Origin of the sequence: Deinococcus marmoris DSM 12784, from assembly GCF_000701405.1 — a bacterium.
GTDB lineage: Bacteria > Deinococcota > Deinococci > Deinococcales > Deinococcaceae > Deinococcus > Deinococcus marmoris.
The window spans coordinates 23228-45348 of the sequence record NZ_JNIV01000033.1 but is presented as its reverse complement, the minus strand read 5'-3'; the positions used below and the strand labels follow the sequence as shown (position 1 = coordinate 45348).

Annotated in this window: 25 protein-coding genes and 1 pseudogene; 16 read left to right on the top strand and 10 right to left on the bottom strand. The window is 62.8% G+C overall.

What is annotated here, in order from left to right; translation table 11 throughout:
* Positions 1–255, bottom strand: a pseudogene (locus Q319_RS0109880) (IS4 family transposase); the annotation flags it as partial.
* A gap of 192 nt (positions 256–447) precedes the next feature.
* On the opposite strand from Q319_RS0109880, the gene Q319_RS27000 reads away from it, so the two are divergent.
* On the top strand, positions 448–951 hold the full coding sequence (locus Q319_RS27000; RefSeq protein ID WP_156039266.1) for a hypothetical protein: 504 nt from the start codon (positions 448–450) through the stop codon (positions 949–951).
* A gap of 167 nt (positions 952–1118) precedes the next feature.
* On the opposite strand, the gene Q319_RS0109875 is transcribed toward Q319_RS27000, so the two are convergent.
* Both Q319_RS0109875 and Q319_RS0109870 read right to left on the bottom strand, forming a co-directional pair.
* Positions 1119–1532 (bottom strand): nucleotidyltransferase, encoded by a 414-nt coding sequence (locus Q319_RS0109875; RefSeq protein ID WP_162178635.1) that lies wholly within the window; start codon positions 1530–1532, stop codon positions 1119–1121.
* Complete coding sequence (locus Q319_RS0109870; RefSeq protein WP_029482227.1) at positions 1516–1719, bottom strand: hypothetical protein; 204 nt, start codon at positions 1717–1719, stop codon at positions 1516–1518. The genes Q319_RS0109875 and Q319_RS0109870 overlap by 17 nt, the downstream gene beginning before the upstream one ends.
* Positions 1720–1997: 278 nt before the next feature.
* On the opposite strand from Q319_RS0109870, the gene Q319_RS0109860 reads away from it, so the two are divergent.
* The 3 genes from Q319_RS0109860 to Q319_RS25495 all read left to right on the top strand — a co-directional run bounded on the left by Q319_RS0109860 (position 1998) and on the right by Q319_RS25495 (position 3453).
* Positions 1998–2216: a DUF433 domain-containing protein gene (locus tag Q319_RS0109860; protein WP_029482225.1), complete on the top strand. Its 219-nt coding sequence runs from the start codon at positions 1998–2000 to the stop codon at positions 2214–2216.
* An 11-nt stretch (positions 2217–2227) separates the two neighbouring features.
* Entirely contained in the window at positions 2228–2578 is a 351-nt protein-coding gene (locus tag Q319_RS24400; protein ID WP_281173832.1) for a DUF5615 family PIN-like protein, read from the top strand.
* A 320-nt stretch (positions 2579–2898) separates the two neighbouring features.
* The gene (locus Q319_RS25495) at positions 2899–3453 is read left to right on the top strand and encodes a DUF1440 domain-containing protein (protein WP_051655252.1); all 555 of its coding nucleotides are present in this window, start codon (positions 2899–2901) and stop codon (positions 3451–3453) included.
* Here Q319_RS25495 and Q319_RS0109845 read toward each other — a convergent pair.
* Positions 3450–5027: an Rqc2 family fibronectin-binding protein gene (locus Q319_RS0109845; RefSeq protein ID WP_029482222.1), complete on the bottom strand. Its 1578-nt coding sequence runs from the start codon at positions 5025–5027 to the stop codon at positions 3450–3452. The two genes, Q319_RS25495 and Q319_RS0109845, sit on opposite strands and share 4 nt — an antisense overlap.
* A gap of 123 nt (positions 5028–5150) precedes the next feature.
* Here Q319_RS0109845 and Q319_RS0109840 point away from each other — a divergent pair, with 123 nt between their 5' ends.
* Positions 5151–6056 (top strand): RluA family pseudouridine synthase, encoded by a 906-nt coding sequence (locus tag Q319_RS0109840; RefSeq protein ID WP_029482221.1) that lies wholly within the window; start codon positions 5151–5153, stop codon positions 6054–6056.
* Between the two features lie 13 nt (positions 6057–6069).
* Here the strand turns inward: Q319_RS0109840 and Q319_RS0109835 are convergent, their stop codons facing one another.
* The 4 genes from Q319_RS0109835 to Q319_RS0109820 form a co-directional block, all read right to left on the bottom strand.
* Positions 6070–6822, bottom strand: a complete 753-nt coding sequence (locus Q319_RS0109835) for a hypothetical protein (protein WP_029482220.1) — start codon at positions 6820–6822, stop codon at positions 6070–6072.
* Between the two features lie 29 nt (positions 6823–6851).
* Positions 6852–7907 carry a ComEC/Rec2 family competence protein gene (locus Q319_RS24395; protein WP_081845974.1) on the bottom strand — a complete coding sequence of 352 codons (1056 nt, stop codon included), beginning with the start codon at positions 7905–7907 and terminating at the stop codon, positions 6852–6854.
* The gene (locus Q319_RS0109825) at positions 7904–8221 is read right to left on the bottom strand and encodes a DUF3006 domain-containing protein (protein WP_034414555.1); all 318 of its coding nucleotides are present in this window, start codon (positions 8219–8221) and stop codon (positions 7904–7906) included. The genes Q319_RS24395 and Q319_RS0109825 overlap by 4 nt, the downstream gene beginning before the upstream one ends.
* 84 nt (positions 8222–8305) lie before the next feature.
* A complete protein-coding gene (locus tag Q319_RS0109820) occupies positions 8306–8926 on the bottom strand; it encodes a DUF1684 domain-containing protein (protein ID WP_029482217.1) in 621 nt (206 codons plus the stop codon).
* A 98-nt stretch (positions 8927–9024) separates the two neighbouring features.
* On the opposite strand from Q319_RS0109820, the gene mqnE reads away from it, so the two are divergent.
* The 6 genes from mqnE (at position 9025) to Q319_RS0109795 (ending at position 13827) form a co-directional block, all read left to right on the top strand.
* Positions 9025–10155, top strand: a complete 1131-nt coding sequence (mqnE, locus tag Q319_RS0109815) for an aminofutalosine synthase MqnE (RefSeq protein WP_029482216.1) — start codon at positions 9025–9027, stop codon at positions 10153–10155.
* Between the two features lie 36 nt (positions 10156–10191).
* Positions 10192–10551, top strand: coding sequence for a nuclear transport factor 2 family protein (locus Q319_RS0109810; RefSeq protein ID WP_245619092.1), 360 nt, complete (start codon positions 10192–10194; stop codon positions 10549–10551).
* Positions 10548–11021: a hypothetical protein gene (locus tag Q319_RS26995; protein ID WP_156039264.1), complete on the top strand. Its 474-nt coding sequence runs from the start codon at positions 10548–10550 to the stop codon at positions 11019–11021. Before Q319_RS0109810 ends, Q319_RS26995 begins: the two co-directional genes overlap by 4 nt.
* 4 nt (positions 11022–11025) lie before the next feature.
* Positions 11026–11874: a menaquinone biosynthetic enzyme MqnA/MqnD family protein gene (locus Q319_RS0109805; RefSeq protein WP_034414552.1), complete on the top strand. Its 849-nt coding sequence runs from the start codon at positions 11026–11028 to the stop codon at positions 11872–11874.
* Between the two features lie 246 nt (positions 11875–12120).
* The gene (locus tag Q319_RS0109800) at positions 12121–12861 is read left to right on the top strand and encodes an enoyl-CoA hydratase-related protein (RefSeq protein WP_029482210.1); all 741 of its coding nucleotides are present in this window, start codon (positions 12121–12123) and stop codon (positions 12859–12861) included.
* A gap of 123 nt (positions 12862–12984) precedes the next feature.
* Positions 12985–13827, top strand: coding sequence for an SDR family oxidoreductase (locus Q319_RS0109795; protein WP_029482209.1), 843 nt, complete (start codon positions 12985–12987; stop codon positions 13825–13827).
* Between the two features lie 71 nt (positions 13828–13898).
* Here the strand turns inward: Q319_RS0109795 and Q319_RS25490 are convergent, their stop codons facing one another.
* Positions 13899–16424, bottom strand: a complete 2526-nt coding sequence (locus Q319_RS25490) for a G8 domain-containing protein (protein WP_051655251.1) — start codon at positions 16422–16424, stop codon at positions 13899–13901.
* 199 nt (positions 16425–16623) lie between these two features.
* Here Q319_RS25490 and Q319_RS0109785 point away from each other — a divergent pair, with 199 nt between their 5' ends.
* The 5 genes from Q319_RS0109785 to Q319_RS0109770 all read left to right on the top strand — a co-directional run bounded on the left by Q319_RS0109785 (position 16624) and on the right by Q319_RS0109770 (position 21773).
* A complete protein-coding gene (locus tag Q319_RS0109785; RefSeq protein WP_029482206.1) occupies positions 16624–18024 on the top strand; it encodes a nicotinate phosphoribosyltransferase in 1401 nt (466 codons plus the stop codon).
* Positions 18021–18689, top strand: coding sequence for a hypothetical protein (locus tag Q319_RS26990; protein WP_156039263.1), 669 nt, complete (start codon positions 18021–18023; stop codon positions 18687–18689). Before Q319_RS0109785 ends, Q319_RS26990 begins: the two co-directional genes overlap by 4 nt.
* 74 nt (positions 18690–18763) lie before the next feature.
* Positions 18764–20221 carry an Eco57I restriction-modification methylase domain-containing protein gene (locus Q319_RS0109780; RefSeq protein ID WP_034414535.1) on the top strand — a complete coding sequence of 486 codons (1458 nt, stop codon included), beginning with the start codon at positions 18764–18766 and terminating at the stop codon, positions 20219–20221.
* Positions 20218–21174, top strand: coding sequence for a BsuBI/PstI family type II restriction endonuclease (locus Q319_RS0109775; protein ID WP_029482202.1), 957 nt, complete (start codon positions 20218–20220; stop codon positions 21172–21174). The genes Q319_RS0109780 and Q319_RS0109775 overlap by 4 nt, the downstream gene beginning before the upstream one ends.
* Positions 21171–21773 (top strand): hypothetical protein, encoded by a 603-nt coding sequence (locus Q319_RS0109770; protein ID WP_029482200.1) that lies wholly within the window; start codon positions 21171–21173, stop codon positions 21771–21773. The genes Q319_RS0109775 and Q319_RS0109770 overlap by 4 nt, the downstream gene beginning before the upstream one ends.
* 6 nt (positions 21774–21779) lie before the next feature.
* Here the strand turns inward: Q319_RS0109770 and Q319_RS26985 are convergent, their stop codons facing one another.
* Positions 21780–21950: a hypothetical protein gene (locus Q319_RS26985; RefSeq protein WP_156039262.1), complete on the bottom strand. Its 171-nt coding sequence runs from the start codon at positions 21948–21950 to the stop codon at positions 21780–21782.
* Positions 21951–22121 lie beyond the last annotated feature (171 nt).

Here is a 22121-nt window from a genome sequence, read left to right as displayed (position 1 = left end):
AAAGTCCAGGAAGAAATCGTCGTTCAATTTCGGGTCCTGTATACACCGTCCCAGACGCTTCTTCTTGGCTTCTGGGGAGCTGGTCCCAGGCATGGCCTGGGACCACTGCTGTTGATTGGTAGAGCGTTGCTCGATCAGCGAACACATGGCGTCTTCGACGCGTTGCAAGGTATCGCGTCGCAAAAAGGGGAAGCGCTCTTTCAAGAGCTGGGCAAACTTGATCGCGTCGATTTGGGCGGCTTCTTCGTGTCTCATAACTCCAAGAAGCCGCCTTTCGCCGTCCCAGATGACAACCAAATGCTCAAATGTCAAAAATGCTGTTCAGGACGCTATTGAAATCGAGTTGTCCGGTACTGAAGCGTTCTTGATGCGCCTACTCTATCTGATTCCACTCCGCAAGTCCCCCTGCTGAGTAGTTACGATTTTCCTATTGCCGAGCCGCTTCGGATGCTTGTTCCAAAGGGAATTTTGGAATGCCAAATTGAAAAATCAAATAATCCTGCCAACTCAATTAAAATTGTTGAAATATCTGACACCTCAATCCTGTTTGAATTTGATTACCTTGATAAGAGCAACGGACTAATAATAAATTGCATACATAAATCAAAAAGCGGAAATGGAATTGAGATAGAGGGAATAATAAAAGGATTTGGTAAACCAAAAAGGATAAGGGAGACGCGAATATTCCCTATAATCTTCTTTCGGAGCCTTGCCCGTCCCAAGTTTAGAAAATTTATGCCAAATTTCATGGGTACAATTTTATTTGTGACTGGAATTCTTGCGAGTTTCTTGCCTTATTTCTCCGAACAATCAAGAAACGTTAATACATCTAATTTTAATGATGTGATATTTTTCAGAATTGTCGGTACTGTTTACATTGTTTTAGGAGTTGTATTCTTTTATGGAATGCGCAGAAGAATTCCTAAAGATCTGACGCTGGAATTAGATTAATTACCAGTTTTAGATTTTTGAGCGATTCTTATATGGTAGATAGTTTTTTGTTTGTAAACATATTCATAAATTTATAAAATTTGATAAGCAGCAAAAGTAAACAGCAAATGATCATCAGCTTCAGCCCAGGCACGCGCGAACTTGGCTGGCGTGGGTTGGGGGTGGGGCTAGGGGTTGGGGTCTTCTGTCGGCAACTCGCTCAGATCACCCAGGTCTTTCGGCCTGCCGCTGGCGACTTTGTTGGCCCTCAGATGGCGCAGGCTGATGACTGGCACACTCAGCCCCTCCAGCTCAACGGTTTCGCGCTCGGCGTAGGCTTCGGCAAAGTCCACGCCGCTGATCCTGTTCAGCACTTCCAGGCGCAGGGGCGGCACACCCATACGAACGATCTTGCCCGGCTGAAACAGCGCAGCCTCCACGCTGCTCACGCCAAACTCGTGGTAAGCCGCGACGAGTTTTTGAATATTGCTGGCCTCCAGATCAATAAAAACATCCATGTCGCCCGTGGTTCGCACGAAGCCGTAAAGGTTGACGGCGTAGCCGCCGATCAGCAGATACCGGACCTCAAAGGTGTTCAACAAGCTCAGGAATTCTCTGAAGTCGGGTGGTAGCTGGATCGTAGCCATAATGAATTTGCCTCAACAATTCCAGCGCTTCCAGACGTTCGGCGGGCGTGCGCTTCAGCCAGAAATGCCAGTCCTGCTGAACGTCGTCCAGGGTGGTGATTTCAATAGCCTGACGGTCCATTCTGGCGGTCTGAACGCTCATGGGGGAAGTGTATCAAGCTGTCAGGGGCGGCGGTCTTGGGGATCGGGGTCTACTTCAGGAGCTTTGGCTGCCCGCTCTCGCAGGTCACCCTCATGCCCATGCTCCTTGAGTCACCATTCAATTGCCACCATGACTGCCTCTTCCGGCGTGGTCTTTCCTGTTAGCAGCATCAACTTCCGCACGATCTCGTCTGGAATCTGCACGGTGGTCATGCGTCAGTTTAGCGGTTGCCCCTGCGCCAGCGAGGAGGGCGAGCCGTCCACAGCTAAACTGTCCTCATGCCCATTGCCATAGACCCGGAAATGGGCGGCGGCAAACCCACCGTGGCTAGCACCCGCATCAGCGTTCAGACCGTGCTGGGCCACCTGAGTGCCGGAGACAGCATTCAGGACGTGCTGAACGCCTACCCCCGGCTGAGGCATGAGGACGTGCTGACGTGCCTGGAGTACGCGGCGCGGTTGACAGGCCATGCTGTGACTTTTGAGAAGATCGCTTGAAGCCAGCAGGCGTGCTTCTGGACGAGAATGTATTGCCCGATTGCGCGGGGCTTTTGATGTTCCCGTGGTGCATGTCACCGACTGGCATCCCCAGCCTGAAAGACTGGGCGTTGTGGGAGCGGGCCACGCAAGACTCTCTGGTCATCATGACCCAGGACGCCGATTTCACCGAGCGAATCCTGGCGCAACAGCCGCCGCCCTGGGTGGTGCATGTGCGGACGGGGAATATGCGCGTGGCCGATTTCCGCGCATTGCTGGACAGCGTGTGGCCGCGCGTCTGGGGGCTGCTGGAGGACCACAAGCTGGTGGTGATCTACCGGGACAGGCTGGAGGCCGTGCGGGACGAGGGGAGCGCACTTTAGCCTTTGCCCCCGCTTTTGCCGAGGCAGAAGAAAAATGGGCAAGCTAGCCTGCCAGCGGGCGCGAGAGGCGACACGAGGCCGTCGGGCGCGAAGCGGACGGGCCGAACGCCACGTCACGGAGCGGGGCGTGTGAGCAGGAACGCCCACCTCCAACCCCCGCAAGCCGCGCCAACCGAACCCTGCCTAGCGCAGCGCTGCTCCCCCTGCCCCCCTGGGGTAGGGGGCTGGGGGGTGGGGCAGCCCCAAGAAAGCTACCGAAGCACCTGAGATGAAGACTTCAACCGTTACGCACCCCGCCCGACTTTTCCTATGCTTCCCCCATGAATGCACACAACGCCAAACGTCCCCAACCCCTGCGCGGAATCCTGGTGGGAGCCGTCGCCGGACTGGCCGGGGCCTACCTGAAATCCGCCGCCGAGCCGCCCCTGCAAACGCTGACCGAACATTATTTCCCGCCCACGAACGCTGAGAAACTGATGATCGGGGCCGATCCCACGGGCCGCATAGACCACATGCCCCCCGCCGAGATGATCGAGGCAGCGGCAGAGGCCACCGGGCACGAGATCAGCAAGGGGCAGAAGCTGGCCGCGCAACAGGTGGTCCACTACACCCTGGGCGCGGGGCTGGGCGCGGCGTATGGCCTGCTGGCCGAGTACCAGCCCGCCGTCACACGCGGCGCGGGCGTGCCTGCCGGGGCGGTGATGTACGCCCTGACGCACGGCAGCGCCGTTCCCGCCACCGGCTTCCAGAATCCGCCGTGGAAACTGCCCCTCTCGGCGGTGCTGTGGGAGGCTGGATCGCATCTGGTCTTCGGCCTGGGAGTGGAGCTAGGGCGGCGGGCGTTGGTGAGGCTGCTGGAGAAATCCGGGGACTAATCTGCCGTCGCCACTTCCGGCACCGTGCCGTCCACAAACACCGTGTTCTGATCGGTGTAATGGACCTGTCCGGCGGGGGCACCACGCGGTTTCCAGACGTACTTGATGCGGGTGTAATCCACGCCCACGTTGCTGCTGCCGCGCGCCTTGCTGTTGGCGGCGGCGAGACGGGCCGCGTACAGGATGTCCGGCTGCGCCAGCTCCTTGCCCCCCGTCCGCACGATGACGTGGCTGCCCGGATACCCCTGCGCGTGAAACCAGTAGTCCATGCTGCGCCCGACGCGGTGCGTCAGCGTGGCGTTTTCCTTGTTGTTGCGGCCCACCAGCACCTCGTAGCCGGCGGGGGTGGTGAAGCGCAGCCCGTACTGACTTTTCTCGGGCCGCTCGGACTGAAGGGTGGACGACAGCGCGTCCAGTTCTTCCAGGCTGGCGCTATCCATGTGGGCCACGCGGGCCTCGGCCTCGGCCAGCTCGGCGCGCAGGGTGTCTTCACGCTCCAGCAGGCGTTCGTACACGTCCTCGCGGCGGCGGGCGCGGGTGTAACGCTTCTCGGCGTTCTGCACGGCGCTGAGACTGGGGTCCAGGGCCACGGGGCGCGGGCCGCTGCCGTCAAAGGCGGGCAACTCGGCGCTGGCGCTGCCCGTTTCCACCGTGGAGGCGTAGGCCATCAGCAGGTCCGCCTCCTCCCGGTCCACGGCGGCCACATCCAACCCGGCCTCGGCGCGGGACACGTCGGCCAGTTGGTTGCGAATCAGGGTCAGGCGCTTGTTCAGCGGCTCGGCCAGCGCCTTGCGTAATGCCGCCGCCTTCTCGCTACGGGCCGCCTCGCGTGCGCCGTCCTGCATGACGCCCTCGCTCACGGTGGGGTCATTCACCAGGGAACGCAAAGCCTCCAGGGTTTGCGGCCAGTCCTCCCCCGGTGCCTGCGTGGAGAGGAGGTTCGCCCGCCGTGCCAGTTCCGCACTCAGCAAAGGCCCCACGCCGTCCAGCCGTTCACGCCAGCGGCCAATCGGCAAGTCGGCCAGCGACTGCGCCTCGGCCTCACCCATCCGGCGTGGGTCCAGCTTGTCGTAGGGCGGCGGCGGCGTGTACCGGCCCCCGCTGCGGATGGTGCGGAAGCGGTTGCGGCTGCCAGTGATCTCGCGGGCGGCCATGACAATCCGGCCCTCAAAACCCTCACCCTCCTCCAGCACCAGCAGGTTGGCGTTGCGGCCCGTGACCTCAAAGAGCAGGCGGGTGGGGGCCTGATCCACGAATCCGGCCTCGCCGCCGAAGTGCAGCACCACCACGCGGTCTAACTTGAGTTGCTCTGCGCCCAGCAGTGGCCCACGCACCCGCGCCGCCAGAAAACGCTGAAAGGGGCTGCGGGGATCGCCGCGCAGGCGTTCACGGGAGATGAACAGCACCGGCTGGGGCGGGCGGTAGGCCAGCACCAGATTGCGCTTCTCGCCGGGGCCGGGGCCGTCCAGCAGCAAGGCGGCGGTGGTCTCGTCGGGAAAGACCCAGCCCAGCGTGTGCAGTGGCAGATGCGGGGTCAGTTCGCCCAGCACCCTGGCCAGCATCAGCCCTTCCATTCGGAACCTCGGGAAAAATAGGGAAAGGCGGTCATCCGAGCATGGTAGCGCCGGGGCGATGGGCGCGACTCTGCACAATGGCTCAGTTTCCTGGGCGGCCACAGATGCCACACTGGATACCTGATGTCTCTCCCCACCCTCAACGACGGCTACGCCTACGCCGAACGCATCGGCCCACGCGGCGCGGGCCTGAGCGTGCTGGCGTATCTGGCGGGGCGGTACGAACATTCCACGCAGCAGGAATGGCAGGAGCGGCTGGCACGGGGCGAAGTCGTGCTGGACGGCGTGACGGCTCAGGGTTCTGAGATTTTGAGAACAGGCCAACGCCTGATCTGGCATCGTCCACCGTGGCCCGAAGATGCCGTGCCCCTGCACTTTGAAGTGCTGTACGAGGACACGGAATTGCTGGCCGTGTGTAAACCTTCGGGGCTGCCCACCATTCCCGCTGGCGGATTTCTGAAACACACGCTGCTGACTCTGGTGCGGGAGCGCTGGCCGGAGGCGTCACCCTTGCACCGACTGGGGCGCGGAACGTCCGGGCTGGTGCTGTTCTCGCGGACGGCACAGGCGGGGGCGGCGCTGTCACGGGACTGGCGCGAGGGACGGGTCCAGAAGACCTACCGCGCGCTGGGGCAGGGTGTGGCCGCACAGGACGAATATGAGATCACCACGCCCATTGGCCCAGTGCCACATCCCCAGTTGGGCGACGTCTACGCGGCCAGCCCGAACGGCAAGCCCTCGCACTCCACGGCGCGGGTGCTGGAGCGGCGCTCAGACTGCACCCTGTTTGACGTGGACATCCACACGGGCCGCCCGCACCAGATCCGCATTCATCTGGCTTCCATTGGGCAACCGCTGGTGGGCGATCCGCTGTACGGCGCAGGCGGACTGCCGCTGCCCCACCTGCCAGGGCTGCCGGGAGACGGCGGCTACATGCTGCACGCACACCGGCTGGGGTTTGTCCATCCGCTCAGCGGGCAGCAAATGGCGGTGGAAGCGGAGCCGCCCGGAGAGCTGAATATTGGCTAGAACGCAACCAAGCTCAGTCCAGCCCGCTTCGGCCCAGGCCCCCCTTGAGCAGCATCTTTTGGACGAGTTCACCCCCAATCTTGCGCTCCTCGCCATATAGAACTGTGGTTGTATTCCAGCCCGCAGAGAGAGAAATATTGACGAACAGGTGATAACGTTTGTCCCAGTCTGTACTGAAACAAGACAGTTCTCCTGTGGCCGTGGCGGCAATACTGGAATAGACCATCGTTTCTATGGTGTTGAAATACTCTGGGAACAGGTCAAAATCAGTGGAGGAGAGGGAAGAGAAAAAAGATTCAGGTTTGGCATCGGCTCCCGGAACCTCACGGGGAACGTACAGCCAGAGCTTTGCGGCCATAGCGTCCGGCGCACTGATAACAAGCGTGTCCACCGAGCAATCGCCCTTCGCGTAGCCGTTGAACTTCCGAATAAGTTGTTTCAGTGTTGTTTGCTCTTCCCTCGGCGGCTGCGCGGACAAAGTGATGTCGTACTTTCCACTACCATCAATCTTTCCGATGACCGTTCCCTGTTCTACATCCATGAACACAGGACGGAGTGTGAAAATGGACCAGCCAGCAACATTGCCCTGCAACCTCGGCGTCAGCCCCAGCGGGCCGCTTGTCGGAGGTTTTGCCAGCGCATTGATGAAATCGGCATCGGTGACAGGCAATTTCGGGGCGATTTGAAGACAGAATGCTTGCCCCCCCGACAGAACAAGGACCAGCGCAGCGGACAGACCAATACGGTGCATAGCCCAGTAGAGCATGCCCTCTTCTCACCCTCTCCCAACCCTGTCTACCGCTGCGCGTCCACCGTATAAGTCCCGTCCGCATTGCCCGTAAAGGTCACCGTGCCGTTCTGATCGGTGCGGTAGATGCGGATGCCGTTTTGCTTGTACAGGTCCAGCGCCGTCTTCGTCGGGTGACCGTAGTTGTTCTCGCCCACGCTGATGACCACGTTTTCCGGGCGCACCACCGCCAGCCACGCCGGGTTGTCGCCGTTGGCCGCGCCGTGGTGGATGCTCTTGTACGCCTGAAACGGCCCCCGGATCCCGGCCCTGTCCTGTTCCAGCCACGCCGCCGTTTCCTTCAGTTCGCTGTCTCCGGTCATCAGGGCGCGGAAGTCGCCGAATTGCAGGGCCACGCCCACGCTGTTGTCGTTCTGCGCGTCACCCACACCCGGCGGCGGGCCAATCACCTGCACCTTGACGCTGCCCAGGTTGACGATCTGGTTGCTGGCCTTTCTGAAGGTGGTCTTCTGCGCCTGCAAGGCCGCCACCAGCCGTTCCCAGGTCTTGGTGGTCCCGCCCAGACCGTTGTTGATGAACAGCGTCGGTTTGGCCTCGGCTGCCGCCACCAGCCCGGCGATATGGTCCGCGTCGGCGTGGGTGGCCACCATCACGTCGATCTTGTCGATGCCGTAGGTCTTCATGTGGTCTTCCATGCGCGACATGCTGCGGCCACCGTCAATCAGCATGGTCTTGCCCTCGGGGCTGCGGACCAGCACGGCGTCGCCCTGGCCCACGTCCAGAAACCGCACGGTGACCTGGCCCTCGGGGGCCGTCTGGGCCTGCCCGGTTTCGGTCTGTCCGCCGCCCTTCATGCCGTTGCAGGCCGCCAGCGAGACGGTCAGCGCCAGCACGACCAGTCCCGCGATATCCGCGCTGCTGGGGCCGCGTTTCCTGCCGGAGCGGGAGGTCTTGCGGGCGGCAGCTTTACGGGGTGCGGCCTTGCGGGGCGTTCTGGGAGCCGCCTTCTTTGCTGCTGGTTTCTCGCCCGCCGGTTTCTGGCCTGCTGGTTTCTGGCCTGCCGGTTTCTGGCCTGTTGCCTTCTTTGGAACCTTCTCGCTCATACCGTGATCTCTCCATCGTCGTCCTGCACATCAGATTCGGCGTTGTTCAGGGCTTCCAACTGCGCCTGTGAAGCTTCGTGGCGCTCCAGCGTCTCGGCCACCAGAATGCGGACCATCACGCCGTCGGGGCCGTCCTGCACGGCCAGCAGATCGCCCTCACGCAGCCCTTCCGGCAGCAGGCGCAGTGGCAGGTCGAAGGTGCTGCCGTCCCCGCGCTCCAGCCGGGCCAGCGGGCCGTGCGGACTATCCTCGATGCCGTCCACGGTCCAGCGCTCCTGGGCCTCGGTTTCCGGTGGGTGGGACGCATTCTTCACCCCCACAGCGTAGCGCCCCGACGAGGCACAAACATGATCCGGGGGCCGCGCACATGCTGACCCCCGGAATCAGCGGGAGCCGATTCAGACCATCCGTTCGCCTGCCCGCACCGGAACCCCCAGCACGTTCTGCGGCGGCGCAAGGGGGCAGCTCCAGCGCGGGTCGTAAAAGCAGGACGGGTGGTAGGCGAAATTGAAGTCCAGGCGCAGTTCACCAGACGCCGTGCTGCCCAGATCGGCGCTCTTGGCGGTGTCCAGCAGATAGCGCCCGCCGCCGTAGCTTTCCTGCCCACTCGTGGCGTCCCGGAACGGCAGGAACACGCCGCCGCCGTACACGTCGATCCAGTACACGTCCAGCGTCCCTATCGGCAGATACACGCGCCCAAAGCGCACCAGCGGCATCTCCTGCCCGGTGGACGAGGGGATGGTCAGGCGTTCCTGCGGGCCAGAGGTATCCACCCACGCACTGAAGGCCAGTGCCGGGTCATACGACCAGCACGGCAGTTCCCGGAACGCGGCCCGCGCCTCCAGGCTCAGCGGGGACTGGGGATGGTTCCCGAACAGGGCATTTCGGCCCGTCTGCCACAGCCGATGCGCCGCCTGCGGACTGCGCGGCAACTCCTCGCGCACGCGGGCGTACAGGGTGCTTGCCTCGCGCCGCCAGTCCAGAAGATCAAGCCAGTCTGTAGATGCATCAGAGGACATCCCGACACCTTACGCGGTCTTCATGGCCTCCTTATCGGGCGAATGGGACACTTTCAGGCCAGCGCCGGGCGTATCCTGAGTCTCATGAGGTGTTGGCTATGAAATGGCTCCGTGACCAGACCCTGGCTCCTATTGTGGACAAGGTAGAAGCAGGCCAGCGCCTGACTTTCGAGGACGGCCTGCGCCTGTTCCACACCCGTGACCTGAACGCGCTGATGCGGCTGGCGAACATTCGCAAGGAGCGCATGCACGGCGACAGGGTGTTCTTCGTCCACTCGATGCGCCTGGAATTTACCAACATCTGCTACGTGGGCTGCACCTTCTGCGCCTTCGCGGCCCACAAGAACGAGGACCGCGCCTGGGACTACAGCCCGGACGAAGTGGTGGAGCAAGTCCGCCGCCGTTACCTGCCCGGCATCACCGAGTTGCACATGAGCAGCGGCCACCACCCCAACCACAAGTGGGAGTACTACCCCGCGATGGTGCGGCAACTGCGCGAGGCGTTCCCGGAATTGCAGGTCAAGGCATTCACCGCCGCCGAGATCGAACACCTGAGCAAGATCAGCAAGAAGCCCACGCTGGAAGTGCTGCGCGAGCTGAAGGACGCGGGCCTGAGTGCCATGCCAGGGGGCGGCGCGGAAATCTTCGCGGACCGCGTTCGCAAGCAGGTCGCCAGGAACAAGGTAACCGCCGACAAGTGGCTCCAGATTCACCGCGAGGCGCACAGCATGGGCATGCGGACCAACGCCACCATGCTCTACGGCCACATCGAAACGCTGGAGGAGCGGCTGGACCACATGGACCGGCTGCGGAATGTACAGGACGAGACAGGCGGCTTCCACGCCTTCATCCCACTGGCCTTTCAGCCGCTGGGCAACACGCTGGCGCAGAACCTGGGCAAGACCGACTTCACCACCGGTCTGGACGATCTGCGGAATCTGGCGGTGGCGCGCATCTACCTGGATAACTTCCCGCACATCAAGGGCTACTGGGTCATGATCGGCAGCGAACTGACGCAGGTTTCCCTCGACTGGGGCGTCTCGGACATCGACGGCACCATTCAGGAGGAACACATTGCCCACGCGGCGGGGGCCACCAGCCCGATGGCGCTGTCCGAGGCGGGCATGATCCGCATGATCCAGCATGCCGGGCGCACCCCGGTGCTGCGCGACGCCTACTACAACGAGTTGCAGACCTTCCCGAAGGCGGGAGCCGAGGCCGCCGATTGAGCAGGACGCCGTTCCCGTCAGTTCGGAGGCTGCAACGTGCTGCCGCTGAATGACACCTCCCAGACTGACCTCGACGCTGTGCTGCTCCTCGATGACCGCTGGAACGCCGCCTACCACCGCCGCAGCCCCGATGAGATGGCAAGGGTGCTGCACGACGACTGGCTGGCCTTTTTCCCGGACGGACAGGTGGTATTCAAGCGGGACGCGCTGGACGGCATGGCCCGCAACCCACCCGTCACCCTGGTCTTCGAGCGCCACGCCTCGCGCGTGTTCGGCGACACGGCCATCACGCGCGGCACACTTTACGCCGATGGCGAACGCATCCAGAGTTTTTTGCGAGTGTATGCCCGACTCGAAGCTGAGTGGCACGCGGTGAGCGTGCAGGTGGTTTCGTGATTTATACAAAGAGCGATCTCATCAAGTCCCGCCTCGATGCAGAACGTTATGCCAGTTCGGATCCTGTTCTTCAAGAAGATACTCGGCAATTTACTGAGGTGTTACAGAGAGCGTTTCAGATACCAATCGATGACTTTCATAACACTCCCAATCTCGCAAATGCTCAGTGGCCTTACGCCATGATGTTTCGTCATGGGGCCAGCATCGTTCTAGCCCAGGACAGCGGTTTTCTTGAGGCTGGTTTACTTTATTCAAGACTGGAGCAAGAAGGGGAATCCGGTCAAAAAATTTTGGAGCAATATGCCTTAATAGGGCAGGTACAGCGAAATGTCACAGAATTGACCTTGCGATTCCTGATTGACATTATCGAAACTCTCTGGCCCGACGCACCTGAGACTGTCACATCTACCGATCTCACAGCACTAGGTTTTGATGACAGTCAACGGCCTGATCCGATGGATTTCTGGTGACACCATGACCTACCGCGCCGGATGGATTCACTTCACCAACGTCGCCCCGATTCTCGATTCGCTGGAATTGCCGCCGGGCGTCAGCGCCATCACGGGCGTGCCGACGCAGATGAACGCGGCGCTGCTGGCGGGCGAGGTGGACATCGCCAACATCAGCGCGGTGGAATTCATCCGTCACGCCGACATTCTGGAAGCCCTGCCCGATTTCAGCGTGAGCGTGCTGGGGCCGGTGTACTCGGTCAATCTGTTCCATACCCGCCCGCTGGAGGACCTGCGCCGGATTGCCCTGACCGCCCAGTCGGCCATGAGCGTGGCGCTGCTGGAGGTGCTGCTGCACGGGCGTGGCCTCTCCCCCACCCTGGAACGCGCCGAGGGCGAGGCCGAGGAATTGCTGAGCAGCGGTTACGACGGCGTACTCCGCATCGGTGACAGCGCCCTGCGTGAGTGGTACCGCGTGGTGGGGCCGCTGACCGCAGAGCGCACCATGACCACGCTGCCGAACAGCGGGCGCGGCATCACCGTCACTGATCTGGCCGAGGACTGGTTCCGCCTGACCGGGCACCCCTTCACCTTCGCCGTGTGGGCCTACCGCAAGGACCGTCCGCCGCCGCCGGAGCTGGTGCAGGCCATGCGCGTGGCCCGCAGGCACGGCATCGGGCATCTGGCAGATGTGGCGACACGGCACGCAGCAATGCTGGGGCTGCCTGAGCGGGTGGTGCAGCATTACCTGTGGAACTTCCGCTATCACCTGGAAGCGCCGGACAGATTGGGCCTGGAGGAATTCGCCGCCAAGGCCGTGCCGGACCATGCGCCGCTGTGCTTTGGGCAGAGGCCAGGGCAGGAAGGGAGATAGAAAAAGAGAGCCGTTCAAAGCTCCCTTCTGGGGTTCAAAGCTCACGGGTCTTCTCCCGAGTCTCTGTTCGCGCGTCCGTTTTTAAGGTTCCCAGAGGTGGACGCCGCCCTCAAGTGCATCTGTACATCGTGGTCTATACTGCATGGCCCTCTCAGGCCAGAAACGTAAATATAGTTCAGCCCAGAGCAAAAGTCAAGGGCGATCCACTTTAGACCCGGTGCAAGCGCAGACGCTAGACTGTCAAATATGAACTATCAAACCGTTCGCCTCTCGCGGCAGGGCGAAGTGGCCACCCTGACACTGATTGCCAAGATGGGCAGCATGGGGCCGGACTTCTGGCGCGAGATGCCACAGGCCCTGGCCGACCTGGCAGACGCCCGTGTGCTGATCCTGCGCGGCGAGAAGATCTTCAGCGCCGGGCTGGACGTGAAGACCAACGCGGGCCAGATCGGACCAGTGCTGGGCGATGTGGCCGGATTCAAGGCCGTGGTGGACGAGATGCACGCCGCCACCGAGGGGCTGGCCGCGCTGCCCATTCCGGTGATCGCCGCCGTACACGGCTGGTGCATCGGCGCGGGGCTGGAGCTGATCAGCGGGGCGGACATCCGCATCTGTAGCAGCGACGCCCGCTTCAGCCTGCCGGAAGTCAAGCTGGGCATCGCCGCCGATCTGGGCGGCTTGCAGCGCCTGCCGCACCTGATCGGACGCGGGCGCACCGCGCATCTGGCGCTGACGGGGGAACCGATTGACGCCGAGACCGCCGAGATCTGGGGGCTGGTCACGGAGGTGCTGGACTCGCCCGAGGAACTGTTTAAACGGGCCGAGGAACTGGCCGCCCAACTGGTGGCCCTCTCGCCCAAGGCGCTGGAAGGCACCAAGCGCGCCCTGACCGATGACCTGCCGCACGCCCAGAGTCTGCAAAACGCCGTAGAATGGAACGCGCATCACATGACGGTGGAAGGCTTGCAGAACGCGCTGAAGAAGTAGGCGGCGGGGCTGATCACGTCCCCCCTTGTTCCCAGTTCCTGCGTACAGGAAGAGATGGAGCGAATCCCGCTCGCTCTTCAACCTTTTGACCCTTAGACTTTTTGACCCTCCGAAGGAGAATCCATGACCCTCAATCCAGGCACACCCGAATCCACCTTCCGCCCTGACCTGCTGGCGGGCAAGCACGCGCTGATTACCGGCGGCGGCAGCGGCATCAACCTGGGCATCGCACAGAGTTTCGCGGCGCACGGTTGCGCGGTCACCATTCTGGGCCGCAATCTGGAGAAAGCGCAGAAGGCCGCCCAGGGCATCGAGGACGCGGGCGGGCGGGCACTGGGTGTCAGCGCCGATGTGCGCGACTTCGCGGCGCTGGAGGCGGCTGTGGCGCAGGCCAACGAGAAATTTGGCGACTTCGACATCGTGCTGGCCGGGGCAGCGGGCAACTTCCCGGCCCCGGTGGACGGCATCAGCCCCAACGGCTTCAAGACCGTGGTGGATATCGATCTGCTGGGCACCTACAACACCATCAAGGCGGCCTCGGCCAACTTAAAGACCCCCGGCGGCAACGTGCTGAGCATCAGCGCCTACGGCATCCCGGTGCCCATGCAGGCGCATGTGGTGGCGGCCAAGGCCGGGGTGGACATGCTGACGCGCACGCTGGCCATCGAGTGGGGCCTGCGCGGCATCCGCGTCAACGCCATCATCCCCGGCCCCATCGACGGCACAGAGGGCATGGCGCGGCTGGCCCCAGACGAGGCCAGCCGCAGCCGGGTGGCCGGATCCGTGCCGCTGGGCCGCATGGGCATTCCGCAGGACATCGCCAATGCCGCGCTGTTTCTGGTCAGCGACGCGGCCAGCTACGTGACCGGCGTGATCCTGCCGGTAGACGGCGGGCAGAACATGCTGGGCGGCGGCTTTCAGTACCAGACCTTCCAGGCGATGGGCTTCGGGCAGAAGAAGGACTGAGCAGTTGAAGCGTGGGGGAGAGGCCATTGTCGCCTCTCCCCTTTTCTGTTGCCGCTCTTTACCAGTTGCCTCTATTTACACAGCGCCGCTGCACACACGTCCACCACGGCATAGTCGCGATCCTTCTGCACCACCAGTTTCAGGTGCAATCTGCCGCCTTCCAGCGCGTAGCTGTCGCCTGTGGATTTGTCCAAGTCAGCCAGCGACACTTTTTTGAGGCGGTTACGCTCGTCCACCCACCAGTCGCGGTAGAGGATCGGCTCGCCAGACGCGGGCAGGCTCAGGCGCAGGGTGTCGCCGGGTCTGCGCCCGCCAAAGCCCAGGCGCAGGTGGGCCGAGGCCCCGGACGGCGTAAGCGCATAGGTTTCATTCAGGCGCACGCTGGTGTGGAAGTCGTCGGTGCTGTTCCCCGGCGTGCCGCTGAGGCTGATGGCCGTACCACGCGCGTTCTTGACGTTCAGCGGCGCAATTTTGCCGCCCGTCGTGTCGTTCAGCCACAGGTGGGCGTACTGACCCGCGCACAGGCTGGCATTCCAGACCGTTTTTGCCGCGCAGTCGGAGGCATCTTTCAGCAGGGGGCTGGCGGTGACGGTCTTGCCCGCCGCGCCGCTCACGCTGCCGTCCGCGTCCAGGAAGGTAGCGGCCAGATCGCCGTCCATTCCCGCTTTGGCGGGTGGGAAGTACACACGGGCGCTGTCGTCCAGCCAGGACAGGCCGCGCGCGTCGTTCTGCGGCTCCAGCGCGAAGGCGTTACCGGTCAGGTAGCCCAGGCCGCTGGCCTGCCGCACGGAGGTGGATTTGAAGGCGGCGACGGCGCTGTTCTGGATGGATACGTGACCGTCATAGAACTGGAAACCGCGCACCGGAAACGCCGCGTCCCAGGGGCGGGGCAGGCTGCGGCCCCCCGTCCCCTTCGCCTCCCAGTCCTCGGGGGTGCCCAGGTTGGGGGTCTCGCCCACCAGCAACGCGCCGTCCATCAGCGAGTCGTTGGCAGCGAAGGTTGCGCCCACGCCGTTGTCGGCCAGCGTCGCGCCGCCCAGCATCAGGCCCGCGCCGCGCAGCCAGACGCCGTGATCGCGCTGTTTATAGGCGGTGAAGCCCAGAAAGCTGGCGCGCACGCCCGCCGATTTCCCGTCCGCCGGGTTGCTCAGGGGCTGGTAATAGGCGCTCTCGGTGGTGCCGTCGGGGCGGGGGCCGTCGTCCACGTTCAGACCGGTATCGCCGCTGTGGGCGAGGTTATTGCTGAACACCCTCAGCGGTGTGCGGCGCGGCCAGATGGTTTTGCCGCGCTCGGTGGCCAGTCCGGTGGGATGTTCGGGCAGCGCGTACCAGAAGCCCATACCGTCCACCCCCGCCGCCACGTTGCCCGTGACCGTGTTGGCCGGATTGGTGAGCCAGAACGCCGCCGGGCGCTTGTCGCTATCCAGCAACGGCGTCTCGCCGCGCTTTTTATCGGGGGCGCGCACCCGCGTGATCAGGTTGCCGGACAGGGTGTTGCCGGTTTCGTCGCCGTCCTCCAGAAACAGGCAGTGGCCCACGCTGTCGTAGGTCACGTTGTCCTGCACGCGCAGATTCTGCGTGCCGTGGATGGTGACGCAGCGGTTGAACGAGGCGTGGATGCTGTTGCCCCGCACATACGAGGCCGAGGCGTCGCCCACCTGATGAAAGTGGACCGGGTAGCGGCGCAGGGCATTGCGCTGGCCCACCCGCATCAGTTCCGCGCCCTCGATGCGGGCCTGCCCCCCGGCCATCACCATGATCTGTGCGCCCAGCCCCGTCTTCAGGGCATCTTCGCCCGCGCTGATACGGATATTGCGCGTGAGCAGGCCCACCTCCGCGCGCTCGGAGACGGTGCGCGTTCCAAACTTTGCATCCTGGCCCCAGTGCGTGTACTTCAACGGCAGGGCCAGCGTGACGGTCCTGGCAGAAACGCTTTGCACGGCCACTTCCTCGGTCTGGGAGGGGTTAAAGTCGGTGCTGGTCAGGGTCAGGGTATCGCCTGCCGCCCAGTCGGGGGCACGGTCCAGGGTCAGGGTGCGGCTGCCTGCCGGGGCGGTGGCCCCGAGGCGGGTCCAGGCCAGCCGGGGCGATCCGTGCAGTTCAAGCGCGCCGCCCATCACGCCGATCACGCGGTCCCCCATGCCCATCACGTCCTCGCCGGGCGTCTGATCGGTCAGCACGATCTCGGCGCGGTGGGTGAAGGGACTGGCCTCGCTGCCCACGCGCAGTTCGCCGTGCAGCATGATCCACCCGGCACGCAGGGTCAGGTCCTGCCCGGCAAATTCCAGCGCACTGCCCGCCGGAATGGTCAGGCCCGCCAGATCAGGGGGCGACACGTCCAGCACCACGCGCTTGCCAGCGGGCAGGGTCACGGTCTGCCCGGCTGCCGGAAGCTTGCCGCCGGGCCAGGTAGTGGCGGCGCTCCAGTTGACGCGCGACAGATTGGCGGTGGGCAGGGGCGGCGTTTCCGGCGGTTGGGCGTGTGGCTGCTCCTGGGGCTGGGGGGGCAGCGTGGCCCCGGCCTGCCCCGGCGCAGCGCCACAGCCGATCAATGCGGCGGTGAGAAGCAGGAAGGAGGGCCACAGCCGCGCAGTCATGAAGGAATGCTAAAGGCAGCCCCGCCACGCGGGTATGAATGACTTCCCATCTGACAGAGGCCCCCCAGTGGGGTCTAAAGTGCGAGAAAAGTCCCATCCGGTCCAGAGAAGGCAGGAACGAGAGACGCTTGACTCATACTACTCATAGTCTAATTTTTAATTATGAGCAACAGAACGAAGGACCACAGGAGGTTCCACCATGACCCGCACTGCCCTCCCCCACCTGAGCGACGACAACCTGATCATCGACACCGACAGCTACAAGAGCAGCCACTTTTTGCAGTACCCCCCCGGCACCACGCGGCTGTTCTCGTACCTGGAATCGCGCGGCGGGCGCTACCCGGTCACGCGCTTTTTTGGGCTGCAATACATCCTGGACCGTTACCTGACGCGGCGCATTACTGCCGAGATGGTGGAGGAAGCCCGCAGCCTGATCGAACCGCACGGCGAACCCTTTCCCTATGACGGCTGGATGCGCGTGGTGAACGTCCACAGCGGCAGGCTCCCGCTGGAAGTGCGAGCCGTACCCGAAGGCACCCTCGTTCCCATCCACAACGTGCTGATGAGCGTGACCAACACCGATCCCGAGTTGCCGTGGCTGGTGGGCTGGTTCGAGACCATGCTGATGCGGGTGTGGTATCCCATCACGGTCTGCACGCAGAGCTGGCACATCCGTCAGATCATCGGCAAGGCGCTGACGGAGACCTGCGACGACGCGGCGGCGGAACTGCCCTTCAAGCTGCACGACTTCGGCAGCCGGGGCGTCAGCAGCCGCGAGAGCGCGGGCCTGGGGGCGCTGGCGCATCTGGTCAACTTTCAGGGCAGCGATACACTGGAAGCCCTGCGGGTGGCCCGCAACCACTACGACGCCGACATCGCGGGCTTCTCCATCCCCGCCGCCGAACACAGCACGATCACCAGTTGGGGCAAGGACCACGAGGTGGACGCCTACCGCAACATGGTCACGCAGTTCGGCAGGCCGGGCAGTCTGTACTCGGTGGTCAGCGATTCTTATGACCTGAAATACGCCATCAACACCCACTGGGGCGAAACGCTGCGCCAACTGGTGATCGACAGCGGCGGCACCTTAGTCGTGCGCCCCGACAGCGGCGAGCCGCCCGCGATGGTCCGGCTGGCCGTGCGCGCCCTGGCCGCCAAATTTGGCACCACGGTCAACAAAAAGGGCTATCAGGTCCTCAACCATGTGCGCGTGATTCAGGGCGACGGGGTGGACGAACAGACCATCACCCAGATTCTGCAGAACCTGCTGATCGACGGCTTTAGCGCGGAGAACGTCACCTTCGGCATGGGCGGGGCGCTGCTGCAAAAGGTGGACCGCGACACCCAGCGTTTCGCCTACAAGGCCAGCGCGGGCCTGATCGACGGCGCGTACCGGGGCATCTACAAAGACCCCGTGACCGATCCCGGCAAGCGCAGCAAGGACGGCGTGCTGGACTTGGTGATGGAGAACGGAAGGATGACCACGCGGGCCTATTACACCTTCGACACGGATTTCCCCGGCTCGCTGATGCGGACAGTGTTTAAGGATGGGGAGCTGCTGGTGCGGGATACACTGGAGGAAATTCGGGGGCGGGGGTGAGCAAGCAGCTTGAACGCGTCCTCCCCATCCTGACCACTATTCCCGGCGTCAATATTCCGGCCACCCTTCTTCAAGGGATTTACATCGCCGCCAGTCAGCGCAAGATGGAACAGTTTGAGGGAGCGCTACGTTATGAAGTCAATCTACTAAATCGGAAAATTGAAGCCGGAAAACTGAGGCTGGATCGTGAATACATCAAGTCCGACGCTTTCGCTGCCAATGTAGTGCAAGCCTTGAGAGCAGCGGAAGTTGCTGAATCAGAGAATAAGCTGCATTTCATTGCCCGCGCTTTAGTTGGCTGTTCACTGAGCTTTTCAGAACCTCGATTAGATCGATCCCAAACCTTGAGAATTATTGAGGGCATGTCTGAGAGAGAAATGACCGTCTTTGTCACATATTTTAAAATCCTCGATTCCATCAATTTAGAATTGGGGTTGATCCCTTTAGATACGCAAATATCTGTTGAAGGCCTTTCTCGCCAAGAGTTCATATCTGCATTGTTAGGAATTGAACAACTTGGACTTCTGACCAAAGAGAATTTGAGTGATCGAGAGGGCGAATGGGTGGATACGCCAAGACATTCTGGACCAGGTTTTGCATGGAAATTGACCGGTCTCGCTCGTCAAGTTGCTAATCTCAGTCGATTCGGAGGTGATGACATATGACGATTCTCAAACGACTGGCTTTATGTCGCACCCAGCATCTTCCATCTACCTCCATCTGAGCGCAAGGAAACCCGATGACCACCCATCCCAAACCGCGCCCCCAGTCCAGCCCCACCGCGCCCGATCCCGTGCGGAAGGCAGCCCTGGGTCAGTTCATGACGCCGCCCCAGCTCGCGCGCTTCATGGCCGGGCTGTTCCCGCCAGCGCCGGGGGTGAAATGCCACTTGCTGGACGCCGGAGCAGGGGCCGGGGCGCTGAGCAGCGCGTTTCTGGAACGCTGGCAGCGGGGAGAACTGGAATTTGCCTCGGCCAGCGTTACCGCCTACGAGATTGACCCCGATCTGCGGGCGCTCCTGACACAGCAGCTTCATGCTTACGCTGGGGCCGATGTCCAGATTCACGCCGGGGATTTCATCGAGCTGGCGGCGCAGGACCTGTTGTGGGGAACTTCTGAGCCGTTCACGCACGCCATTCTCAACCCGCCTTACCGGAAGATCGGCAGCCACTCCCCGCACCGGCTGATGCTGCGGCAGGTGGGCATCGAGACGGTCAACCTGTATTCGGCGTTCGTGGCGCTGGCGATTGCCCTGCTGGCCCCCGGCGGGCAACTCGTGGCACTCATTCCCCGGAGCTTTTGCAACGGGCCGTATTACCGGCCTTTCCGTGAGTTCCTGCTGTCCAGAACGGCCATTCGCCACCTGCACCTGTTCGAGTCGCGCACGCAAGCCTTCAAGGCCGACGACGTGTTGCAGGAGAACATCATCATCCGGCTGGAGAAGGGCGGTCAGCCTGGGCCGGTGACGGTTTCCACATCCACCGACGCCTCGTTTGCCGATCTGGTCAGCGCCGAATATTCCCTCGATCAGATCGTCCTGCCCGGCGATTCAGAGCGCTTTATTCATGTGCCCGCCTCGCCGGAGTTGCACACGCCCGAACAGCTGTTGACGGCGATGCTTGCAGAAGTTGGCGTGCAGGTTTCGACTGGCCCCGTCGTGGATTTCCGGCTCAGGGAGCATCTGCGGGACAGCCCAGAAGCGGGCGCGGTGCCGCTGCTTTACCCGGCGCATCTGGCGGGAGGCGTGAACTGGCCACTGGCGGGTGGAAGAAAGCCGAACGCTATTGTCCACAATTCAGAAACCGAGAAATGGCTGTATCCCACCGGGTTTTACTGCGTCGTCAAGCGGTTGACCTCCAAAGAGGAAGCCCGCCGGGTGGTGGCAACCGTCATTGATCCAGCCACCTTCCCTGGTGCTGAAAAGCTGGGCTTCGAGAACCATCTGAACGTGCTGCACGAACGCAAGCAGGGGTTGCCGGAGGCGTTGGCGCATGGGCTGGCAGCCTATCTCAACTCAACTCAGGTTGACCGGGATTTCCGGCGTTTCAGCGGGCATACCCAGGTGAACGCCACCGACTTGAGAGGCTTGAAGTATCCCAGCCGCGCCCAGCTTCTCGAACTTGGAGCGTGGGCAATGGAACGACAAAGCTCCACGCAGGATGAAATCGACGAGCGAATCGCGGAGCTGACAACATGACCGACACACCCACCCATCTGGACACCGCGCAACAGATTCTGGCCGAACTCGGCTTCCCCAGAGCGCAACAAAACGAGCGTTCGGCGCTGTGCCTGCTGGCACTCCTGAACCTCTCGCCCGAAAAGACCTGGGCGCAGGCAGAGAATCCGCTGATGGGCATTACGCCGATCATGGACTGGGCCAGAGAGCAGTACGGCAAGGTCTACGCCCCCAACACCCGCGAAACGCTGCGCCGCCAGACCATGCACCAGTTTGTGGCTGCCGGGCTGGCGCTGTACAACCCAGATCAGCCGGATCGTGCGGTCAACAGTCCAAAAGCCGTGTATCAGATTGAACCCGCCGCCTTGGCGCTGTTGCAAAACTACGGCGGCACCGAATGGCCCGCAGAACTGGCCGCGTACCTGGACGGGCGTCAGACACTGGCCGCGCAGTACGCCAGAACCCGCCAGCAGCAACTGATCCCCGTGCAGATCGCGGCGGGTCAGACCATTGCGCTCAGTCCGGGGGCGCACAGCGAACTGATCCGGGCCATCGTCGAGGAGTTCGCGCCCCGCTTCGCGCCGGGCAGTGTGCTGGTCTACGCGGGCGATACCGGCGAGAAATGGGGCTATTTTGACCGCGAACGCCTGAGTGGGCTGGGCGTGACGGTGGACACCCACGGCAAGATGCCCGACGTGATCCTGCACGATACTGGGCGAAACTGGCTGCTACTGGTGGAATCCGTAACCAGTCATGGCCCGGTGGACGGCAAGCGGCACGCCGAACTCTCTGGCCTGTTTGCCGGGTCTTCGGCTGGTCTGGTGTATGTCACGGCCTTTCCAAACCGGGCTGTCATGGGCCGTTACCTCGCGGACATCGCCTGGGAAACAGAGGTCTGGGTGGCCGACGCACCCTCGCATCTGATCCACTTCAACGGCGAACGGTTCCTGGGGCCATATGAGGAGGGGACTTGAACGCCCTTACCCCCCTCCTCCCCGCCCTGCACACCCTCGAACCTTTAGGGCTGCCGTCCGAATCATTCAAAACGTGGTTCGCTTCGGCCAATCCTGAACAGGCCGCCCGCCTCGCCCAGCATCTGGAGGCCGAATTTCGCGCGCTGACCGGAGCCTACGCGGACAGCGTGGACCACGCCTACCTGCGCTCGGATGCCTTCCGGGCCAACGTGGTTCAGGCGGTGCGCGCGGCGGAAGTGGCCGAGTCGGAAGCCAAACTGCGCTTCATCGCCCGCGCCCTGGCCGGATGCCTGCTGAACTTCCCGCCGCCCGCGCTGGACAAATTTCAGACGCTGCGGATTATCGGGGAGCTGTCGGACCGCGAAACGCATGTCTTCGTGGGCCTGTTTGATCTGCTGGACCCGATAGAGCCGTTCGAGGACCGCATTCCCGTGGGCACCACCGCGACGGTGGCGGGCCTGTCCCGGCAGGAATTCGCGGCGGCGCTGCTGGGGCTGGGACAACTGGGGGTGCTGGCACGGGAGGGCGAGAGCTGGAAATTAACGGCACTGGCGCGGCAGGTGGCGGCTTTGTGCCGGATTGGGGGAGAGCTTGACTGAAACCGTTTAGCGGCGGTCCTGCATGTAGTCAGTATGCACGCGCTCCAGCAACTCGGCACGGCTGGCGTGGGGGAAACTACGTCTTTTGGCCGTGACGCCGCGCTCAATGGCCCCCCGATTGTTCAGGGTCACCGCCAGAAGTTTTTGCAGCCACAAATCCTCGTCAGATGCGGCCAAGGGCCGCGCAGATCCTCTGGACGCTTGCCCCTTCCCTCCTACTCTGCCCCGGCTAACCAGCAACAGCACGAGCCAGAACACAACGAGCAGGGTCAGGAACAGTTCCGTAGACATTGACGCACTCTAGGAACAACTTTCTTTCCGTTCTGGCACAGACCAGCGCCCTTCAGG